Origin of the sequence: Maribacter zhoushanensis (assembly GCF_029350975.1) — a bacterium.
GTDB lineage: Bacteria > Bacteroidota > Bacteroidia > Flavobacteriales > Flavobacteriaceae > Maribacter > Maribacter zhoushanensis.
In genome coordinates, this window is the sequence record NZ_JARKMR010000001.1 from 324328 (window position 1) to 346277 (window position 21950).

The window sequence follows — 21950 nt, forward strand, 5'->3', positions numbered from 1 at the left end:
ACAAACGTTTTTACTTTTAATTTTCTTTTTTGTTAAACGTCAAAACTTTGTTTTGGCGTTGCTTGCTTAAAGAACAGGACTTTCAATTTATTTCTAAATGTTCTATTGGCTATATATCTTATTGGCATTAGTGTTTTCATTTTTTAATAGTCTGCGTAGTTAATCGTAATTTCCTTAAAATCGTCCAACTCATAAATATCTTTGAAGTTTGCATAAATCTCTTTTTCTATTTCAATTGGGTTCTGTCCTATTATTTTTAAGTAGTTGAAGTTTCCTTGTGGATCTTCATAGCGGAAGTAGTCTTTTTCAAGGTCAAGGCTTTTTAATTTCTCCAACTTATCAAATGTCAGAGTTTTGTTCTTGTTGAAGAAGTGAATAGCAACAAAGTCGTTTGGATTTTGAGCATTCAATCCTTTGTCCTTAAAGTTTTTTGCAGGCATTACTTGAAAAAGTATCTGGTCTTTGATATAAATTACCATATGAAGATTATTCGGTCGCTGATTCATAATGTCCGTCAATCTTGCAGCCACGGACTGGTCATTTGTCCTTTTCTTCTTAAAAATGTCAAATATCATCTCGAAAGTCTTTTTACATTAATGCCAACAATCGTATAAATACACAATTACATATACACTCCCAATATCTAAGAATATAAGTAATAGTTTATTTTAGTTGTTCACTAATATACCACTAAAGAATAAACCTACAATTAATAAGCAATTTCTGTAAGTAAAAACCACAGTTGTTTATATAATATGTTATAGAAATAGTAAAAAAAATTAACGGAACAATCAGTCTATTTTTCACTATTAAAATGAGTGTTTTTGGTCGCTGTTTTGGTGCTCATTAATTAAAGGCTCTTTTTTTGATAGCTGAAGTATGTTTATAGTAGCTATTTTGCCTCAGTGTTTTTTTAGAACATATGGTAGGTAAGATTGAAAATCGGTATCTATAGCATCTTTAAAATGCAATAATGCTTTCTAATTATAAATCTTCAAATCAACGGTAAAAACGCCGCTGATTTGAAGATAGAAAAAGTTGGCGTGGTTAACCTAAAAATGCTTTTGCATTTTTTAAGTTATCCCATATATGGTATTGACCAAAGTACATTTTAGGTGGTTCAATAGACGGGTCTACTAATTGGTTAATTGCTAATATAGCTCCACGAACACTGTACTCAGTTGTAAAAACTATACCGTCTGGTATTTCTACAAATTGCCCTAAGAGTGCAAAATTTTGAGAGCCTTTAGGTACTACTGATGGTCTATCACCTTCGGTTCTAGGTAGAAACTGAGAGATGCCGTAGGGTAGTCTGCAAGGAACACAGTAAGATGTTTCTAGAAGTTCAGTTTTTTCAGTCTCGTCTAAATCTCCCCATAAATGCCCTAAAAGCTCTTCTAAGATTTCCTTTCCAGTACATTCGTACATTGGTTTTTTTACAAATTGACCAATATTGTCCTCACCTAATGCTGAAACCCAAATTACACAAGTATCTGCCGCTTGACCAGGGAAAAAAGGTTGACGATAGGTGTGTACATGCAATATCCATGGAGATTGTGTTAGAGGTAAGGGACTTTGAACTCCCATTGGTCGTTCAACTAACCATTGAAATTTTCTTTCAAAGAGGTTTCCTCTAAAAGTTACCGTAAAGTGCATCATTCTAGAAAGTGAAACGTCACGCAAATAACGGTCTGGTCTGCCTAGGTCTGCTTGTTTTGCTACTATGTTTTGCCATAATTCGTAAGCTTCGCCTGGTTTTTCTACTGGTGTTGTAGAAACAGGCTCATCATGAGAACCATAAGAGTAATTTGATACAATAGAGCCTATTGTCAAGAATGCTTTGTCTTCTGGTCTAACTTCTATTGGATCTAAGGTCTTACCTTCTGCATTTCTTAGATGTAGGCGTTCTACCCAACGTTTACCATCACTTTCTTTGAAGTCTACATCTGTAATACTAGTGTTATAATGTATTTTAACTCCTTTCTTTGTTATAAGCTTAATAGCAGGTAGTATGAAGGAGTGGTAGTTTGTGTAACGTGTACGTTCTAAGGAGGTCATTTTCTCCATATCAGACATACGGTGGTAGAATAGTTTCATGTAGCGTTTCATCTCTATCGCAGAATGCCATGGCTGAAAAGCAAAAAGAGCACGCCACATGTACCAATAATTACTTTTGAAAAAATCTTCGCTGAAATAATCCGTGATTTTAGCGTCTGCCGGAATCTTTGATTCTGGTATCTCTATTAATCTAGCCATTTGAAGTGCTTCTGTAGTACCTAACCCAAAGTCGTGTCCAGAATCTTTCTCCCCATTTGCATGTAGTAGTCTAACCACCGTGTTCATATTGCATTCTGCAGCATTACGTTCATAGTCGTCTAAACAAGACCCAAGTTCGTCATAAGGTATTAATGACCATAATTCTTTTGTGCAGCAATATACTTTGTCTTCGTACATACGGCTTCCACGCATAAGGTAAACCGGTTTGCCGTCGATCATTTTAACAGATGCATCCATTGACCCACCAACTAAATCAGTCTCTGGGTTTTTTTCAAAAATGTGAATGTTTTCTGGTTTAAAACCTGCTTTCTGAATTAAGTAGACAGCAACTGATAATGCACTTAGTCCTAAGCCATTTAAATAAATATTAGAATCCTTCATAATTTATAATTGTTTGAATAATGTTTTAAAATGTTTAAGAGTACGTTGTAACTTAAGTTTCCATTGTTTTGCGACTAATCTTGTAAGAACAAACCAGACCTTAAAGAAATTTGTAGGGTATTCTGAAAAACTCAGAATCAAATAATTATTTATTTCTCTTGTCGTGTTACGGTACTTTATCCTAATCAAAATTAGCTTTAGCTAAAACGATAAAGAATGACTTAAGTCAGTAAAGTCTGATAAGTTTATATATGTAGAAACTTGCGTATTTGTTATAGCAGAACACTTGCCATGTTTTTTACAACTTATATTTAATTTATACCAAAATAGGTGGTATTAAGTATTCATTTGAAAGAACAAAAAGTGAGTATTTTTTTCTGTTCGGCAGCGGTATTTTGTTTATAAAGGACACGTATAAACTGTGTATTATTAGTTATTAATAACACTCAGAAGATAATTGCCTTAAAACACTAAACCGACTATCTAGTCGGTGATTTGCGGCTGAAATGTGTAGTAAATCACTGAAAATAACGACAGCAATTACAATTGTATCGATAAAACGCAAGGCAAACGAAGTTAAAGGAGTCTTTTAGGCACTTCACAAACTAGCTGGTTTGTTTTTGAGTGGGAAATTCATCCTCCAATTTATTAATATTATTATAAAACTATTTTAGATTTTTGAATATGCCTTCCTCACAACATCTTCACCATATTTACGCTCCAACCTTCTTAGTGTAAAGTGTGAAGTAGCCATTTTCTGAAAATGATTGATAAAAATAAAGTTCATAGAACCGCCACCTAGTGCTCCGGCAATTGGAACAGCTTGTGCCATAAACTTCTCGCTAATTAATACACTAAATCTCGCTGCTATTTGGGTGATGAATTTATTCAAAGCACTAGATCCAAAAACAACAGAACTATTTGCTGCAGTGTTGATAGCCGCTTGTAAGCTAGCCGAAGTAAGATTCTTTAATGTTGATGACAAAGCAGCGCGTGCTGCATAATAGCTTGTATCCATACCATCATCATCTTTAGACTTGCCCCCTAACGCAAATACTTCCATACATTGCATTTGCCCTTCAAGGGAATATATATCCTCACCCTGGCTTCTAGCTATGTCCATAATACTGCGTAAAATGTACTTCGTGGTAATCGTCATTTCAGAAGCGAAAATGGCTGTTCCAATGCCTGTAGTTGAACCAAAAAAACCACCCACTGTTCCTGAGCCAATAACTATAGCTTTATACGTAATACTAGAAGGTTCTTTTAACGGTTTGTTTTTTGAAATGGTAAGGAGATTAGCCCTTAATAAACCCAACAATATTTTTTCTGTAGATTTTTGAAGGACATTTAACGCTTTTTCAGGAATAAATCTAGCTCCTGTTTCTAAAGAGTTTCCAACAATATTAACTCCTTTTATAGCCCAACCAATATGCTCCATTGAAGCTTTACACTTTTTAATGGTTTCAAGGTCTTCACTAGAAATGGTATTTTTTACCAGCATATTATTTACTCTTTATTTGAACTTAATGGGTTGACATGTTAACAGCTCTTACCTCTTCTTCAGGCACGCAAACAGGTCCATTTTGACCTGGTAATTCTATATACCCATTTTCACAAGGTGGCGAGTCAGTTTCGCAACCTAGGAATACCACTCCAAAAATAGCAATCAATAAAATTCTTTTTAATATCATCCTTTATTTTGAACTTTGATAATGTGTTTGTGTATGAAACGTAGTGCTGAAAATAAGCGGTTACTTTTGGTATATCCACAAGCCAAAATTTTACATTTTGTTTTAATTTTTCTTACTTAATACCAAATCAAAAGATTTGGTGACTTTGCAAATGAACAACAACTTTTAGTTTAAACACAAATTGCCCTATTTGCCATAAATTGTGTTAGGCAAAGTTTTTAATTTTCGTTAAATATTTCAAAAGTTAAATTTATAAATATTTCATGAGGAGAACCAACTATATCCTCAAGGACATAAGCCATTTTTAAATCATAATTATTCATTTCAGGAACTAGATTCTTTGTTAAATTATTATACAAGTTTCCTGTAACAGGGCTTTCTTCAAAAGAACCAGGAAAAATTTCACCAAAAACTTCGAAGGGATACACGTTTTCATTCGTATTGATATCTTCATTAAAACCAAGGATTAATTTAGAAAATGGATTTTCACCATTCCCAAATTGAGTAATAAAGTTGCCTTCAATGTTAATTAGTCTGACTAGGCGAATTTTGTTATAATCTAAATTAAAATCATTAGCTATTTCAGTTAATCTAGCGTTAGGAAATGAAATTATTCCAGAATAATACTCATTGTTGCTTTCTTCTGTTATAAAATTTGATGTGTAAGGAACTGTAATTGTCACTTTATTCAAATTTGATAACGGAACGATACTAAAGCTTTTTACATCTGTCCATTTACTATATCCTTGAGGGGATTCAATATCAGTTGTTCTAGCTCTATAACTAACAAAAATACTATCCTGTATAGGTTCTAAAAACTCTGTAGTAGAATAATAATGAACGTACTGATTTCCATATCCAGCCGAAAAATTATTATTTAATTCATGGAACTTTCCATATTCGTTGCAATCGAATGAGTTATTGGTTTGTATAATTTGTAATTCAGTATTCCATAAGTTGTCTGGTAGATTCCATCCAATTTCTACAATTTCATTAGAGTAGAAAATAGAATTAATTGGTTGAGTTATGATAGGTTTTCCATAAATGGGCTCATATCTTAAACTATCAGGTGTCGGGAATAAACTTTCGCAAGTATCTGTTGAGAATGGTTGAAGATTGTTTTCAACATTATCACCATTATCAGTTTCACATGAAATTTGAATGACTAGAAATAAAAAAACAAGGTGTAATATTCTTTTCTTCATTTTGATTCAATTGTACCTATAGCCATTGTTGCCAGCAGTATTTTATTTTCGTTCAATTTTCACTAATCCTTGCCTTGTCGCTAAAAATAAATTCCCTTCATCATCAAATGTCATAGTTGACATGTAAGAAGTTGGTATATCAGAGTTTTCAGTATGATAATTTTCCCAATTACCTTTTAAGTCGAACCTAACTAATCCAGCTCTGTCTGTTGAAATCCAAAGAACCTTTTCTATTTTGTCATATAGTACAGAAGTCGTATGATTAAAAGGGATACCTGAATTTTCAGTTGTAAATTGTTTGTAGTTACCATTTACATCTCGTATTGCTATTCCCTCGTCATTGTTAACTTGCTTCTTGTTTTTTCTGTCAAATTCGTAAAGTGTAAAATATAGATTTCCGTTTTCGTCTTCGTCCATCGAAGTAATGCATTTTCCTTTTAGAACTGTGGATGATTTCTCGAAATTTGTTACTTGATTATTTTCATCTATCATTGCTGTTCCATCATAAGTTCCAATCCAAATTCTATTTTTAGAATCTCTTTTAGCAAAGGAAACTCTATCTCCAGGTAAGTCTTTGTATAAGCTCTTATCAATTTTTGACCAGTTACCATCTTTAAGAATAGTTATTCCATTTTTTGAACAGAAAAATAACTCGCCCGTTTTTGAGTTATTAATAATACTATAGGCAGAATTAATTCCAATTTGTGTTGAGTCATATTTTACCCATCTATCATTATCAAAACTGTATATGTTGTTTTTAGCATAAATCCATTTTACATTATTGTTATCCGTTGCTAATTCTTGATAGGCGAAGTATTTTCCTTTATCGGTTATATTTTGTTCGGCATTTTTAAAATTGCTTCCATCAAAAGTTACCAAACCTTGGCTCACAGTAAGCCATATTAAGCCATTTTTATCAATGGAAATATGGTCATTCCAATTATTAGGTAAATTTGAGTTTTTTGAATTCCAAACAGTTATTTTATAATTGCTTAAGTTTTCGTTTTTGTAAACGTAATTTTTATTATAGATTTCTGGGCTATTTGGCTTGTCAAATGATTTCTTGAAAGCTTCTTTATCCACTCTTTCAATTTGTCCTGTGATTTTATTATTATCTACTTTAAAAACGATATTGATAGAAGATTTTTCTTCTATTTTACCGTTTGTTATTGCAGGTGTCCAACTTTTGAATCGATTCAGCTCTTTAACTAATTTCTTTGTTATGAAATTTTTTGATTGGTCTGTATGACTCAAAACACAAGCATGTCCTTTTGAATTTACAAGTACTTGAAACATAACAGCTCCTTTAATACCATTTAAATTAAGTTCATCGCTCAATTTTCCCTGAAGTTTTGAAAATTCTTGTTCTTCATAACCAGCTTTTGTATCTCCACAGTCAAGGCAAAATCTTTCAGTTCTGCATTTTTCAAGTTTTACAGGGAATAGATTTTGTGCGTTTAAATAAAAAGTAGTGAGGATAAAGAAGATTGGAAAGAGTATTTTCATTAGTAATTCTGTTTTTTGGTTTGTTGGGATAATGCTGTCAACGGACTTGTGTATTAAACGTAGCGTGCAAAAGGACACTAACTTTTCGGATTAACACAGAGCCGAATTTTTATATTTTGTTTTTAATTTTTCTCTTTTAAAAAGCCAAATTAAAAATTTGGCGGACTTTCTAGATATACACAAGCCATAAAGTTTAGCACTTATTAGCTATGTTTTATACACCGTGTTGTAAAACTTTCTTTTTATCAGAGTTTGTTCAATTCGTTCACTAATTCAGATTTAAATTTTGACAAATCTTTTTTAATTTTAATTCTCGGTAAAATCAAAAACAAAATTGAAATCGGAATTATTATTATAAGTAAAGGATATACTTCTTTAACTATTATTAATATTATAAAACAAAGAAAGAAAATCGGACCTACTATAAGAGCTAAATTTGCAATTTCATCAGTTCCATTTACTTCTATCTCCAAACTTATTTTGTCTTTAAATTCTATAATTTTTCCATTAGCATTTGAAGAAATCATTTTTGGGTTCATAAATCTCCTCTTTTTTCTCAATGTGAAATTTTCAGAGTCAATTTTTCCGATATATTTTTTGTCCGATTGATACAATTCGTCTTTTAAAATTCCTTTATCATCATCAATAATCTCTTTAAATCTTGTTAAGAATTCAGTCTTATCATAATTCAAGTTAATCAAAACACTTTCCTTTAGATTTAAAGCTTTTATCATTATTATATTCTCAGTTTTTTAATGTTTTACAACGGTTGGGCTAAGCGTAGTTCGGAGGCAAGGAAACTTTTTGTTTCCGTCTGCCGACGTAGCTAAAACTTATTGTTTTGCTTTTTATTTTTTCTTGTCCAAAGCTAAATCCATAAGATTAAGCGACTTCATAAATATACACAGACCTTTCGGTTTTGCCCTAAAGTCTGCATTGCGTTTAGGTTTCCTAAGTTAGTATTCTGTTATCTTTTACGGTTTAACAAAAGAACAAAAGAGCAGAGTAAGGTTATTTTAGGTTTAGGAACTTCAGATTCCGTCAACAAAGAAAATCCCTGCTCTTTTACTATTCAAATACGATCAGTTCATTAGGTCATTAGAACCTGTTTCTAGGATGATGTATAGCATTAGTGTTTGTTCTTTAAAAATTTAATAATATGAATAAAAGTACAATTTTTGTGGGGATAGATATCTCTAAAGATGTTTTCGATGTTTATGATTCTAATAGTGGTCATTTCCAATATAGTAATGACGAGAAAGGTTTCAAGTTATTTAAAAAAAGTATAACAACGGATCATTGGTGTGTAATGGAAGCTACGGGATGTTATCATCAACAACTTGCCATTTATTTGTTCGATAGCGCTTTACGTGTTTCCGTGATAAATCCATTGGTCATCAAGCGTTTTATACAGATGAAACTAAATCAGGTAAAAACGGATAAGAGCGATGCCAAGATGATATGTCGCTATGGCGAGGAACAAGCTTTGGACCTATGGTCACCGGAACCTGGTTACATTGTAGAGAGTAAAACCCTTCAAGGAGTTGTCCGCCTTTATTTTAAGCAACGTACGGCCTTAAAGAACACACTTCACGCAATGTCCACAAGTAAACGTGGAAAGGGTATGCTAATGCGTTCGATCGTACGTCAATTGAAGAGTTTGGACAAAGAAATAAAGTTATTGGAATCGGAGATTGAAAAGTTGATACGTGCTAACGAACAAGAGCTTTATACCAGGCTGAACACTATACCGGGTATTGGTAGAAAGACCGCTATGCTTTTAATTGTCTGTACGAACGGTTTTCGGGATTTTGAAAGTTCACGGCAGTTGTCCTCCTATTTCGGTCTTGCACCGAACGAGCGAAGTTCGGGCAGTAGTGTAAGGGGAAAGTCCCGAATAAGTAAAATGGGAGACCCTTTAGTGAGGAACCATCTTTTCCTTTGCAGTTTTACGGCTTGTGTCCATAACCCTCAATGCAAGGCGTTATATGACAGGATAGTTTTAAAAGGGAAGAGTAAAAAATTAGCTTTGATAGCAGTCTGTAATAAATTGATTAAACAAGCTTATGGAATAGCCAAATCAGGTTTGGATTATGATAGGAATTATGTGGGTAGATTGAGCTAGATTTTATTTGTTTTTCAGCTCAGTTCTTTGTTACCACACGTATTTTTTCACGACATCCAGGTTCCTATAATTTTATCTATTGCCCAATTACCGTTTTCATTTTTTTTAATAAAAATTCTGAATCCATTTCCGTTTAGAATTCCCGTTGTATATCCTCCATTTAGCACTCCATAGGCTTTTGATTCATCAAATAATATTCGACTAAATCCAATGTTCGCTGCAATAAAATAATCATATTCTGTTTTCCAAAACTCCCTTCCTTTTGGAAATTCCGAACGATATTTAAATTTTATCTTTTCATCGTTAGATATTAGCATGTTTAAGTCAATTCTATAGTTTAGTCCTAGCTTCACATTTATGGAATCTTGAATTTTAAAATGGTCAGATAATTTAGTTGCATCATCTTTTTCATATGCACTAGCAGAGTCGGAAACAACTATAAATATTGGTGACTTATCGCTTTTCAAAGAATCTTTTTTTCTTTTCCGTTTTTCCATTTGATTCTTGAACTTGTCACTTTTCATGTAATCTTCTACAGCTTTATCTATGTTGTTTTTGTATTCTTCTTTGGCGAAAAACTCAGATGATGGTGGAGGGGGCGGAGGAAGTCGTTTATCGTAGTAAATCGAATCTAAAATAGCAGGGAATATTTCATAGAAAACAGTTTGTTCAAAATCGGCATCACTTATGACTTTTTCTTTTTTACAATTGCAGAAAAACAAGGTCAAAATCGAGAGTGTGAATATTGATGTTAACGTTTTTTTCATATGTGTGCTAACGTATTTCTATGTGTACAATTACATATATCCCCAAATATCAATGAGTATATGTAATCGATCGAATCACTAATATACCACTAAAGAATAAACCTACAATTAACTATCACCTTCCGTAGGGAAAACCACAATCATAAAAATTATATGCAAAAGAAAAGCTAAAAACACCAAACCAACCAACCAGTCTGTTTTTTACTACTGAAATGCGCGGTAAATCATTGAAAATTGCGACAGCAATTATAATTGTATCGACAAAATGCAAGAAGTTAGAAGATAAATGGGTGTTTTGGGTGTTGAACAAACCAAGTGGTTTGTTTTTTGGAAGCTTAAACGAGCTGTTTCAGAACCCTTTTTCTTCCTTAATGCCTTTTCTGGGGCTTATTAGTTCTCTAATGCACGTTTAAAATCCACTATTTCTGAGAGGTAGATTTCGTTCAAATATTCGTTGTAATAATCGTCTCGTTTAGAGGCTATATTACTTTCTGCTTTTAGAATATGCGCTTTGGCTTTCTCCAAATTCCCAAGTTTTTGATATGCTTTTGCCATGCCAAAGTATGCCTCTGGTACGTTTTCCGATTGCTGTAATGCACGTTGAAATTCTGTAATTGTTTTTTCGTAATTCCCCAATTCATATTCGCAAAGTCCTAGGTAGACGAACGTGTGTATATCTACCCAATCTTCTTTTTGCGTCTTAATGTTACGGTTAAACATTTCAATAGCTTTTGGGTAGTCTTTTTTGCCGAAATAACATTCTCCACGTAAAAAGTCAATATCCTCGCCCCAGGGTGCGTCAGTGACGTTTGGGGTGAGATTGTCAAGTCTGTCAAAGTCGAGTAGGGCTTTGTCGTAATCACGCATTTTACGCAATCTGATCCACCCGCGGTACCCTAAATGTTTTACGGGGTCTAGTGCAACAGCTTTGTCCAAGTATTCAAAACCTTTGTTGAAATCTCCGGCTTTGTTATAGGAGACGGAACGCTCCATCCAAGCATCGCTGTTTGTTGGGTCGTATTCCAATGCTTTCTCGTAGTGACGTGTATCTACCAGAAAGTCCGATTTCTCCGTATCTGATTTTAAATGCCACCAAATGGTTGATCCAATCACTAGAAATAGAATTATGGACCCTAAAAAAATGAATAGGTATTTAAAAAATTTCTTCAATTTTTCCGTTTTTAATTTTTAATCTAATGAGGTTGTAGGTCTTATAATCTTCGTCTCTTTGCCAATTGGTTAAACTTAGTGCAATAGTTTCCAATGCTGTTATTAATTCGCCATTGTTGAATACTGTAGGCTGGTAATTTTCATCTATCTGAAATGTTTCCATTTCGCAAAACTCTCCTGTTTTATTAATGTACAGTCTCAAGGTTATAAAACCGTTACTTGGTTGTATGTTGGTTTCGGTTAGTTGAATTTCTTTGAACGCTTTTCGGAGCGTTGGGTTTTCGCCTTTAATTCTGCTATTGATATTATTTGCCCAGTAAGGCATTGTACGTTCTTCGCAGTCGTTATTTTCTTGCGAAAAGGCTAGAAAGGGTATAAATGTTAGTAGGAGTAGGAGGTTTTTCATTTGGTTAGAAAGGTAAAGTATTGTATCGGGCTAAAGAAGAATTTGTTTGTTTTTACTTCAGTTCTTTGTTATATGCTGCCCTTTTCCGTAATGTCTTTAGTTCTGATTTTTAATGTTTTCATACTTTTTAATAATTCCGTCCAGTTTGTCACGCTGCTTTCGAACTACTCTTGGTCTAAGATAGAACCAATTAAAGCCAAGCCATAACAAAGTAACTAAATAGGCAAAAATAGACCACGGAAATGGTATTAGTAACACATACTCATAAAGATACAAACATAGACCAAAGGTTAGTGTAATGAAGTATATCTGCAACATTTTCGTTTGTAAAAATTTCTGTTTTTCTTTCAGTTTTATAACCGCTTTTAAAAACTCGTTATTACTCTTAGTTTCATTGATTTTTCTCAAATATGGAATAAGTTGATTGTAAAAGAATAGATAAACAATTATTCCTAAAATCGTTAATCCTATTCCGATTTTTGTAGTAATCAACTTAGGTTTAAAATAAAAGCAGATAAAAATGATAAATGCAATTGTAGCTACCATCAAAAAATTAGCAGCAATTAGTGTTGCTAGATTTTTTTTCTTGATTTGCGCAAAATTTGAAAACAATTCTTCTATTTGAGGTGGTTTTGTGGTTTGTCCAGACCACAATTCGTTTAGGTTTTTGTCATTGTTCATATTCTCTGAATTTTGTTCTTATCTTTTCTTTTATTCTGTGAATTCTAACGCGAACATTAGTGTTTGAAAGTCCGACTATATTAGCGATGTCTTCTTGTTTGATGTTTTCAAGTTCGAGTGATATAATTATTCTGTCAGTTTCGGCTAATTCGGATATGCATTTGTACAAAAACTTGATTTGTGGTTCAATATCGGATGTATTTTCTTCTGAAAGGTTTTTTGGTAGTTCGTCTTTAGGATAACGCTTTTGGCGTTCGATTTGGCGTAAACAAATATTAGATGCAATTCTAAAAATCCAAGTACCTGTTTTCGACTCGTTTCTGAATTCTGGAAGTTTTTTGAATACAACTATAAATGTTTCTTGCGCTAAATCCTTTGCTAAGTCTTTGTCATTTACAAAGCCCATACATAAACGAAATATTCTTTGCCAATAATTTTTGTATATATCTTCGAACACGTTTAATTATTGGTTAGAAAATGTTCTAATTGGTTAAAATACCACTCTTTGTCATCGTACATTATAAAATGAAGTCCTTGGTTTGCATATTGCAAATCAGCCGATTTGAGATTTTTAAATTGTTCTTTAATCGCAGGTTTAATGCTTGTAAAGTTAGATTCTAGTAGAATTAAAGAAGGACATTCAATCCCTTTAGTTTTTTCTCGTAAATCTGTGTTTGAAAAATCACAATACATTTCTGCAAAAGTTTGCCTATCTGATTGTATGCTCCAATTTACAACTGTTTCTATCATTTCTTTATTTTCAATAAGTTGCGGCATCATCATTTTTTGCATTTGATGAAATTGTTCTTTTGGCAACGCTGTAATCTGATTGACCATGCCTGAACAATCTATGTTTTCCTGATGTTTAAAGTTTGGATTGGTTAATGCTGCCAAACAGGGAAGGGCATCTACAACAACGATTTTCTCAATAAGTTTCGGATAATCGGCAGCTATAGCCATCGCCAAACCACCGCCCATACTGTGTCCAATCAAAATTGGCTTTTCAATGTTCTTTTCCTTGATGAATTTTGCAATTCCAACTTTCCAGTTTTCAAAGCTCGGATTTGGGCTTGGTTTAGCCTCTGCAAATCCTGCCATTGTAAGAGTATAACAAGTATATTCTTTTTCATAGACTTCTTTTGTTTCAGCCCATACTTCTCCTGAAGACGCAAATCCTGGGATTAGCACAATCGTCCGATTTCCATTCCCGCTTTTCTTCACTTCAAATGGATAGTCGGAAATCGTTTGTCCAAATGTTTGAGTTATGATTAGAATAAAGATGCTTGAAAAAAGTGAGTTTTTCATTTTGTAGTTTTCTTTATGGTTCGCCTTTTAGATACGAGGAACTACAAAATGTTACAAAGTACTTTAATTTTTCTTTCTGGGAGGATTTTTAATAGGGTTGCATATAACGTTAAGTATAAGAAACGTAGGGCAGGTGATAAGCACTTTCGTTTCGGTTTATTACTTAGCTAAATATAAATATTTTGCTTTTATCTTTTCCTTTATAAACGCCAAATTTTATATTTAGCGGACTTTGTTAAAATACACAGACCTTTCGGTTTAGCACAAACGCCCTATGTTTTTTATACATTGTTGTACCCAGTGCTTTAGTTTTTAAAATGCTTAATTTTTTCCTCAGCAATCAGATATAAATTATTGTTAGCTCTCGAACAAGCAACATATAATTTGTTTTTAGATACAGGTTTTAATTCCGATAATTTCCCTTTCTTATAGTGAGTTAAAGTTTTTTTGTTTAAAACAACACAAACGTCATTATAATGATTCTCTCCTTTACAATCTCCCCAATTTCTTGAATAACAATCGTATTTATAATTTTCTCGATAAAATAATTTAATGATATTATTGTCATTAAATAAAGCTTCGATTTCCTTTTTGTCTTCTACATAAATAACATTACTATCGATTTCTTTATGTGATTGAATATCTATTCCAATTTGTTCTGTAATGAACTGACAAACACTCTTAGTGCATCTGTAGCTTTTATTTAAATATTCAGTATCAGGAATAATTTTTGCCTTTTCAAATATTTTTTGATACTTGTCATAATCGCTATGTAAATTAGCGTTGGTGTTGCCATCTCTACTTGTATCAAAAGTATGCTGATAAAAATCTCCTACAAGTATAATTTCTGTTTCAGATTGACATATGTTTTTTAATAAATTAAAATCGTGACCAGCAAAGTCTTGAATTTCATCGATTAATATGTGGTCATAATATTTTGATAGACGTTCATTTATATCGTCTAATACATTTGCTTGTTCAAGTAGTTTTGCTATTCTGTTATGGTATAATAACTTTCCTTTGGTCATATATCTAGATATATTACTTAAAGGTAGTCTATTGGTGAAAACAGGTGTAAAGTCCCAAAAAATTCCTTTGGGTTTTAATTTATAGCCTAAAAAGGGTCTGAAGCAAAATGAATAAAGAAAATTATAATAAGAAAACAGATTAATGTTTTCGGGTAAATAACCAAACTTTGTAACTATTGCTTCTTTTAAGTTTCGTGTATTATTAATTGTGTAAGTAATCAATAAAAACCTTTCTTCAAGATTTAATTTACCAACGATTAAAGTCGTTTTCCCAGAACCTGCAACTGCTAATATTAAGCTTTTATCCATTCAATTGCTCTTTTTATATAATCTGGAACGACTAAAATATCAGCTTTTTTATCCAATAACTCAAAGGCAACATCAGCTTTGTTTTTTAGCATATATTCTTGAACTGTTAGTGTTTTTCGACCAGCTAAAAATAATTCGTTGCAAATAACTTCGTTGTTCTTAAAAAAGGAAATTTCAAAGGTTGAAATATCGTTATCAGTATCATAAAACACTTCTATGTTATCTTCTATATAATCTGAATATCTATCAACACAGTTTAACTGAAAGTCGCCATCATTATCACGAATTACAGCTGTTTTGATATTCAGAAGCTTAGCTACATCTAAATATCTTTTGAAACTAGTTCCTCCAACAGAAATTATATGGATTTCTGAATCTTCAAGTTTTTCATTTGTAACTTTTTTATAAAGTGCTTCTAATAAAATAAATTCTGCATCTCCTTCAACTAGAATTACATTTTTAGATAAAATATATTCTAAAATATTATTATCTGGTGCTTTCATAAAGAACTTAGCAGTATCCTCTGGAATTGCAATTAATGGAATTGGTTGCGAACTATTACTATTAAGCATTACTGCTTTTCGTAAATCTAAACGAGTACTTATTAGATTGCTATGAGTAGCAACAAACAGCTGTTTGTTTTCTGATTCGTTAATCCTCTGGATTAACTTTTTCATATTTATATGACTTAAATGATTTTCTGGTTCTTCGAGAAGGATTACATCAAGTTCATTTTCATTTTTTTGCAATGCAAAATCGGTTTTTATAAAGCATTGTCTTCCTTTGCCTTTGTTTTCTATTTCGATGTTACCTTCTTTGATTGTTAAATCAGATTCAAGGTTTGCTTTAGAGTTTGTTCTGACAGAGAATGAATAATCAGTTATACGCTCATTCAATTCATTTAGTACAGTTGTACGAAAATTTTCTTTGTGTTTTCTATATTCATTTTGATGCTTGTTCTTTTCAGCATCTTTTATACTATTGTGATATAGGGTTTTAATATATGATTTTGTTGCGTATTCATTATTAATTTGCGTGTTGTCAAGCAATAAATGTTGCATAAATCTTCGATAGCCAGTATAACTTTCTCCAGAAAATGTTTTGAAGTTTATTGAGTAGTATTCAAATGGGAAATTATCGTCATCCTGTTCTAAAATTTCTTTGATTTCCTTACTTAAATCTTCTCTTGGTTCACACATTAACAAAATTCCGTGAGATGGAATATTTTCAGAGTTATACTTGCCATCCAAATCCTTATTACCTTGGTCATTTAGGTAGAGTTCAACGTATAATATTGGTAAGTTTTCATATTTTTTTTCCGATGCTAGAAAGTCCTCAATTACATCAGTGTTGAAAAGGTGGTCAATTCCAAAATTTTCTACTTTACTACGACTTCCGCTTAGTACGATATCAATTGCAGAAAGAATTGTACTTTTTCCAGCTTCATTGTCTCCAATTAGAAGGTTTAGAGATTTGTCAAATCCAAGAGTGAATTCTTTAAAACGTCCGAAATTCTTTATTTTGATTTTTTCTATAATTTTCATTTCGTAGTTTTCGTTTTTCGCATTGGGTACAACTATTGTGTATGTACACAATTGCACATATTCTCCAATATAGAGGAATATGTGCAATTGTTTTTCTGTTCACTAATATACTATTAAAGAATAAACCTACAATTATCACTTCACATTCCATTACGGGAAACCATAATCAGTATAAAATCTATAGAATTAATGTGGTACTATTTAAACTCAGAAGAGAATTACATTAAAAATAGCAAACCAACCAAGTAGTCGGTTTTTTATTGGTAAAATGTGTGGTGTGTGCATAAAATCAACGATTGCCATTGCAATTGTATCGATGAAATGCAAATTGAGGTAATGGAATAATGAGTTTTGATTACTAAACAAACCAAGTAGTTTGTTTTTTGGTGAAAGAAATAGGGAGTTTTAGAATAAACTTTGTTGTTTTGTAGGGCTTTCGTGGTTCAATAACCACTGTTTTCTATGTAGCCCACCAGCGTAACCGGTAAGTGAACCATCAGTGCCAATAACTCTATGGCAAGGCACTACGATCCATAACGGATTTCGGGCATTTGCAGAAGCGGCTGCTCTGGTGGCATTGGGATCGCCCAATAACTTTGCAAGCTCTAAATAGGATCTAGATTTTCCGTAGGGTATGTTTTGTAATTCAACCCAAACCTTCTTTTGAAACTCGGTTCCGTGTGGGTTCAGTTTTAAATTGAACTCGGTTCGTAAGCCTTCAAAATATTCGTTCAGTTGATACACGGCATCTTCTAAAGATTCAGGAATTACATCGGTAAGTGGCTCATCAGAATTTAAAACGGTAACAGCCGAGAGTCCGTGAGCATCGCCAATAATTTTGGCAACGCCTAAGGGTGTGTTTATGTAAGCAACATCGGCCATGGTTGTAATAGCTGTTTATTCGTCAGGTGAAGTAGGCTTTTCAATCACTCCCGTTGCCTGAGCACGTTTTTCCCAGTTTTTACGGGCAAGACTCTGCAAATCTGCTACATTGTCGCTCTCATCCATTATTTCAAGCCCTAGAAGGGTCTCAATAACATCTTCCATAGTTACAATACCACTAACAGAACCATATTCATCAACTACAAGGGCAATGGCCTCACGTTTTTCAATGAATATTTCAAATAAGGTTGGGATCGGCGTACTTCTACGCGTTACTAGAATTTCGCGTTTAATATCTTTTAACTGTATATCTCCGTTCTGGTTGATCATTTCTTCTAGCACATTATCCTTTAAAACAAAACCGGTAATATTATCCATATTATCAGTATACACAGGTATTCTAGAAAAACGTAATTTAGGGTTATCGGTAAAGAAATCTGCAATCGTTTTTTCGTCAGACGCTACTTTCATTACCGCTCTTGGCGTCATAATATCTTTCACCAAAACTTCATCAAACTTCAATAAGTTTTTAATGATGGTAGATTCAGATTTTTCAAAAACACCCTCTTCATGTGCCATATCTGTCATGGCATGAAAATCTTCTCTACTTAACACACTGCCGTGGTGGTTGCCACCGCCTACCATTTTGGTAAACAAACGCAATAACCAAAGCAAACCGGTATATTTTAAAGCAATGACCATAATGTTCAAAGCTTTTGTAGAGAAATTTGCCAATTGTTTCCAGTACGTAGCACCAATGGTTTTTGGTATAATTTCTGACGCTACCAAAATAAGTATGGTCATTATGGTAGAAACCACACCCACCATTAAATCTTCTGTAAACGATATGCCAAAAATAGTGCTGGTTTCGCTACCATAAAGCTCTGCGTATGCTGCCTTTGCCTGTACACCCACCAATATTGCACCAACGGTGTGGGCAATGGTATTTATGGTCAAAATAGCAATTAACGGTTGATCCACATCTTTTTTAAGTGCCTCTAAGGTTTTTGCGTAGGCATGACCTTCTTTCATTTTAACATTGATGAAAGTAGGAGTAATACTCAACAATACTGCTTCTAGTATAGAACACAGAAAGGAGAAGAAAATAGAAATGAATGCGTAAAAAAGTAGTAGTCCCATGGGGTTGTTTTATAAATCGAAGATATTAATAAAAATGCTAAGGTTGGTGCTGTTTTGCGTTATCAAATGTCTGATAAAATATTTGTTGGATGGATGAGTGGATATTCAGCTTGTAAATATTGCGATTTTCTCTCGTAGGATATACCCTGTTCGATAAGAAAATATACACCAATTGATGCTCTGGATCTGCCCAAACAAATGTGCCTGTAAAACCACTATGCCCAAAACTTGATGCACCTACTTCTGGTGCAGGGTATGCATTGGCAATTTTAAAGGTGTTATTTTTTAAGTAAGGTTTGTCAAAACCCAAACCTCTTCTATTATCATTATCGGTATATTGTACTTTGGTAAATTCTTTAATGGTATTTTCAGAGATGTATTTCTTGCCGGCATAATGGCCGTTTTGCACAAACATTTGCATGATGATCGCTAAATCATCTGCAGTACCAAACAAACCTGCGTTGCCAGAAATGCCACCTAATAAAGATGCATTTTCATCATGTACCCAACCTTGGGTTAGCGTATGTCTGTAAATAGTATCTGTTTCTGTAGGTACTATTTTGTTGTTAAAATTTTTGGTGCTTGGCAGAAAACCAAAGGTTTTCATACCAAGTGGTTTGTAAAATTCTTGTTTCATATAATTTTCATATGGTACACCGGTTATTTGAGTAATCAGTTCCGGAAAAATAAGAAATGTGAGTCCGGAATATTTGTATTTTTTCTCTGCGGATACCTTAGAACGATTTATGATGCGGTACATTTTATGGTTGAATCTATTTTTTACATAGATACCTTCATAGGCTTCGTTAGTAAATCGGCGGTTAGATTTATTACGAACAAACCTCTTTTTAAACCGACCGTTTTTTTTTAAGGTTTTACTTAAGAATACAATGTAAGGTTCTAGACCAGCTTGATGTGCCAATATCTCACGAAGCGTAATGTTTACTTTATCTTTTTGACTTTTCCAAGGTTTCCAATAGGTACTGAATGGAACATCTAAATTGAGCTTGCCTTCATCTACTAATTTCATAATTGCAGGTAGCGGACCTAAAATTTTGGTGACCGATGCCAAATCATAAATATCATTTAGGGCAACAGGCTGAATGCTATCGTAGGTGTGAAATCCGTATGCTTCATGAAAAATGATATTCCCTTCTTTTGCAATTAACACCTGCGCCCCTGGGAAAGCGTTATTTTTTATACCAGTTGTTACAATACTATCCACTTTTTGATAAACAAAAGCAGAATCTAACTCATAAGCCGCCAATGAAGATGCTTGTAAACTAGAACCTGCCGGAAGCAAAAGTGGTTGCGCTTTTTGAACTTGCGCCACTAGCGCAGCACAAAATAAACCAAAAAGTATAAAAAGATAGTTGCGCATGTAAATAGGGTTTAACCTAATAGTTTTACCGCATCTTTTGCAAAGTAGCTGGCTATGATGTTAGCACCTGCTCTTTTAATTGCGGTCAGTTGTTCCATCATTACGGCATCATGATCTAGCCATCCTTTTTCAGCGGCTGCTTTCACCATGGCATATTCACCAGAAACTTGATATACGGCAACCGGTACATCTACTTCGTTCTTTATTTCACGAACAATATCTAGGTAGCACAACCCTGGTTTTACCATCACAATATCGGCACCTTCATCAATATCCATCTGTGTTTCACGAATGGCTTCAAAACGGTTGGCATAATCCATCTGGTACGTTTTTTTATCCTTAGGTACATTTTTGATATCTACAGGAGCAGAATCTAGCGCATCTCTAAACGGACCGTAGAAGGCACTGGCATATTTTGCGCTGTACGCCATAATACCCGTATTTAAGTAACCTTCATCTTCCAAAGCTTCACGAATGCTAAGAATACGACCATCCATCATATCACTTGGAGCAACAAAATCTGCACCTGCCTTGGCATGAGAAACACTCATTTCAGTTAAAACATCTACACTCTCGTCATTTAGAATTAATCCGTCTGCAACAATACCGTCATGACCGTAAGAAGAGTAGGGATCAAGGGCAACATCTGTCATCACCAACATATCTGGACAAGCATTTTTAACCGTTTTAATGGCCAATTGCATTAATCCGTTTTCGTTCAATGCCTCAGAACCTTGGTTATCCTTTAAATTGTCCGGTATTTTCACGAACAATAAAACAGAACGTAGCCCCATTTGCCAGAGTTCTTTTACCTCTTTGGTTAAATTATCCAGACTAAGACGGTAATAGTTGGGCATAGAAGGTATTTCTTCTTTAATGCCCTTGCCTTCCACTACAAAAAGCGGAACCAAAAAATCATTTGGAGATATAATGGTTTCTCGAACTAAACTACGTAGGGCTTCTGAGGTTCTTAATCTTCTTGGGCGTATAAGTGGGTACATAATGCTATATTTTATTACTTATTGAGATTCTTGACTCTTTTTGATAATACTTTTTAAACGTTCTTTTCTAAGCGCAGCTTCCTTTTTCAACTTGTTTTTCTTCCGCTCCATGAGCTTGGCATGCTTTGCTTTGTTCAATGTGTTTTTAGCCTTGCCTTTTTTTGCCATACCGGAATATTTAGATTCAAACGCTTTATTGCTTTTTGTCTGCAAAGTCTAGACTTTACTTCATCAAAGCATTTGTATCTTGAAGTTATACAAAAATAGGTGAATTTGAATAATAGCTATTAGTGTAACAATTTAATTTTAGGGGCTTTTGGTTAAATTGAAGCGGATTAAAATTTAGAGAAAAATTTAAATTTCTATTTCACCAACCAAATAACAAACTCCTTTACCCGATATTTTTACGCGGTCTCCAAGATATTCGCATTGTAGATCACCACCACGTTCAGATAGTTGTTTTGCAATTAGTACTTTCTTATTCAATTTCTCTGACCAATATGGTGTTAAGGTGGTGTGTGCAGATCCGGTAACCGGGTCTTCTGGAATACCGCATTGCGGTGCAAAAAAGCGTGAGACAAAATCTACTTCATTGCCTTTTGCCGTAACAATGACGCCTCTACAATCCAATTCATTCAATAAATGAAAATTAGGAGTAATGGCTTCTATTTCCTCTTGAAATTCATAAATAAGCATATAGTCGGTCTTTCCTTTGAATGTTTCTGACGGTTGTTTGCCTATTGCTTTTGTAATGTTTGTTTGCTCAGAAACAGGTATTAAATCATCCGTTGGGAAGTCCATGGTTAATAATCCCGATTCACTTTTTTGGACTAATAACTCTCCACTTCTTGGAGAAATAAACCGTAAGGTATTTTCATTGTAATCGTAGTAATTGTAGAGTGTAAAGGCAGTAGCGAGGGTAGCATGCCCACAAAGATCAACTTCTATTTCTGGTGTAAACCACCTAAGCTCATAATGGTCTTTGTTTTTAACTGCAAAAGCAGTTTCCGCTAAATTATTTTCAGCGGCTATTTTTTGCATTACTTCAGTTTCTAGCCAATTTTCTAGAATACAAACCGCTGCAGGATTTCCGCTAAATAGCTTTTCTGTAAACGCGTCTATTTGATAAATTTTCTGTTTCATAATCA

General features: G+C 33.6%; 22 protein-coding genes. 1 reads left to right on the top strand and 21 read right to left on the bottom strand.

The window, feature by feature from the left end; genetic code table 11:
• Positions 1-143 precede the first annotated feature (143 nt).
• The 7 genes from PXD56_RS01415 to PXD56_RS01445 all read right to left on the bottom strand — a co-directional run bounded on the left by PXD56_RS01415 (position 144) and on the right by PXD56_RS01445 (position 7797).
• Positions 144-575 (bottom strand): hypothetical protein, encoded by a 432-nt coding sequence (locus PXD56_RS01415; RefSeq protein ID WP_276491572.1) that lies wholly within the window; start codon positions 573-575, stop codon positions 144-146.
• 472 nt (positions 576-1047) lie between these two features.
• Positions 1048-2658 carry an oleate hydratase gene (locus PXD56_RS01420; protein ID WP_276491573.1) on the bottom strand — a complete coding sequence of 537 codons (1611 nt, stop codon included), beginning with the start codon at positions 2656-2658 and terminating at the stop codon, positions 1048-1050.
• A 670-nt stretch (positions 2659-3328) separates the two neighbouring features.
• Entirely contained in the window at positions 3329-4162 is an 834-nt protein-coding gene (locus PXD56_RS01425) for an EcsC family protein (RefSeq protein ID WP_276491574.1), read from the bottom strand.
• A 22-nt stretch (positions 4163-4184) separates the two neighbouring features.
• A complete protein-coding gene (locus tag PXD56_RS01430; protein ID WP_276491575.1) occupies positions 4185-4352 on the bottom strand; it encodes a hypothetical protein in 168 nt (55 codons plus the stop codon).
• Between the two features lie 218 nt (positions 4353-4570).
• Positions 4571-5557: a hypothetical protein gene (locus PXD56_RS01435; RefSeq protein WP_276491576.1), complete on the bottom strand. Its 987-nt coding sequence runs from the start codon at positions 5555-5557 to the stop codon at positions 4571-4573.
• A gap of 42 nt (positions 5558-5599) precedes the next feature.
• Positions 5600-7063, bottom strand: coding sequence for a ligand-binding sensor domain-containing protein (locus PXD56_RS01440; protein WP_276491577.1), 1464 nt, complete (start codon positions 7061-7063; stop codon positions 5600-5602).
• A gap of 245 nt (positions 7064-7308) precedes the next feature.
• Positions 7309-7797: a hypothetical protein gene (locus PXD56_RS01445; RefSeq protein WP_276491578.1), complete on the bottom strand. Its 489-nt coding sequence runs from the start codon at positions 7795-7797 to the stop codon at positions 7309-7311.
• Positions 7798-8222: 425 nt separating this feature from the next.
• On the opposite strand from PXD56_RS01445, the gene PXD56_RS01450 reads away from it, so the two are divergent.
• The gene (locus tag PXD56_RS01450; protein ID WP_276491579.1) at positions 8223-9188 is read left to right on the top strand and encodes a transposase; all 966 of its coding nucleotides are present in this window, start codon (positions 8223-8225) and stop codon (positions 9186-9188) included.
• A 47-nt stretch (positions 9189-9235) separates the two neighbouring features.
• Here PXD56_RS01450 and PXD56_RS01455 read toward each other — a convergent pair whose 3' ends face one another.
• The 14 genes from PXD56_RS01455 to PXD56_RS01520 all read right to left on the bottom strand — a co-directional run bounded on the left by PXD56_RS01455 (position 9236) and on the right by PXD56_RS01520 (position 21945).
• Positions 9236-9916, bottom strand: coding sequence for a hypothetical protein (locus PXD56_RS01455; RefSeq protein ID WP_276491580.1), 681 nt, complete (start codon positions 9914-9916; stop codon positions 9236-9238).
• Between the two features lie 429 nt (positions 9917-10345).
• Positions 10346-11125: a tetratricopeptide repeat protein gene (locus PXD56_RS01460; protein ID WP_276491581.1), complete on the bottom strand. Its 780-nt coding sequence runs from the start codon at positions 11123-11125 to the stop codon at positions 10346-10348.
• Positions 11109-11531: a hypothetical protein gene (locus PXD56_RS01465; RefSeq protein WP_276491582.1), complete on the bottom strand. Its 423-nt coding sequence runs from the start codon at positions 11529-11531 to the stop codon at positions 11109-11111. Before PXD56_RS01465 ends, PXD56_RS01460 begins: the two co-directional genes overlap by 17 nt.
• 96 nt (positions 11532-11627) lie before the next feature.
• The gene (locus PXD56_RS01470) at positions 11628-12212 is read right to left on the bottom strand and encodes a hypothetical protein (RefSeq protein ID WP_276491583.1); all 585 of its coding nucleotides are present in this window, start codon (positions 12210-12212) and stop codon (positions 11628-11630) included.
• Positions 12202-12669: an RNA polymerase sigma factor gene (locus PXD56_RS01475; protein ID WP_276491584.1), complete on the bottom strand. Its 468-nt coding sequence runs from the start codon at positions 12667-12669 to the stop codon at positions 12202-12204. Before PXD56_RS01475 ends, PXD56_RS01470 begins: the two co-directional genes overlap by 11 nt.
• Before the next feature lie 2 nt (positions 12670-12671).
• Positions 12672-13517 (bottom strand): alpha/beta fold hydrolase, encoded by an 846-nt coding sequence (locus PXD56_RS01480; RefSeq protein ID WP_276491585.1) that lies wholly within the window; start codon positions 13515-13517, stop codon positions 12672-12674.
• 305 nt (positions 13518-13822) lie between these two features.
• A complete protein-coding gene (locus tag PXD56_RS01485; RefSeq protein WP_276491586.1) occupies positions 13823-14854 on the bottom strand; it encodes a UvrD-helicase domain-containing protein in 1032 nt (343 codons plus the stop codon).
• Entirely contained in the window at positions 14839-16398 is a 1560-nt protein-coding gene (locus tag PXD56_RS01490; protein WP_276491587.1) for an ATP-dependent nuclease, read from the bottom strand. Before PXD56_RS01490 ends, PXD56_RS01485 begins: the two co-directional genes overlap by 16 nt.
• Before the next feature lie 405 nt (positions 16399-16803).
• Positions 16804-17280: a methylated-DNA--[protein]-cysteine S-methyltransferase gene (locus tag PXD56_RS01495; RefSeq protein ID WP_276491588.1), complete on the bottom strand. Its 477-nt coding sequence runs from the start codon at positions 17278-17280 to the stop codon at positions 16804-16806.
• Between the two features lie 15 nt (positions 17281-17295).
• Positions 17296-18420 (bottom strand): CNNM domain-containing protein, encoded by a 1125-nt coding sequence (locus PXD56_RS01500; protein ID WP_276491589.1) that lies wholly within the window; start codon positions 18418-18420, stop codon positions 17296-17298.
• A 37-nt stretch (positions 18421-18457) separates the two neighbouring features.
• Positions 18458-19801, bottom strand: coding sequence for a serine hydrolase domain-containing protein (locus PXD56_RS01505; RefSeq protein WP_276491590.1), 1344 nt, complete (start codon positions 19799-19801; stop codon positions 18458-18460).
• Between the two features lie 11 nt (positions 19802-19812).
• Positions 19813-20802 carry a porphobilinogen synthase gene (gene hemB / locus PXD56_RS01510; protein ID WP_276491591.1) on the bottom strand — a complete coding sequence of 330 codons (990 nt, stop codon included), beginning with the start codon at positions 20800-20802 and terminating at the stop codon, positions 19813-19815.
• A gap of 18 nt (positions 20803-20820) precedes the next feature.
• Entirely contained in the window at positions 20821-20970 is a 150-nt protein-coding gene (locus PXD56_RS01515) for a hypothetical protein (RefSeq protein ID WP_276491592.1), read from the bottom strand.
• Positions 20971-21156: 186 nt separating this feature from the next.
• Positions 21157-21945: a PhzF family phenazine biosynthesis protein gene (locus PXD56_RS01520; protein ID WP_276491593.1), complete on the bottom strand. Its 789-nt coding sequence runs from the start codon at positions 21943-21945 to the stop codon at positions 21157-21159.
• Between the last annotated feature and the right edge of the window lie 5 nt (positions 21946-21950).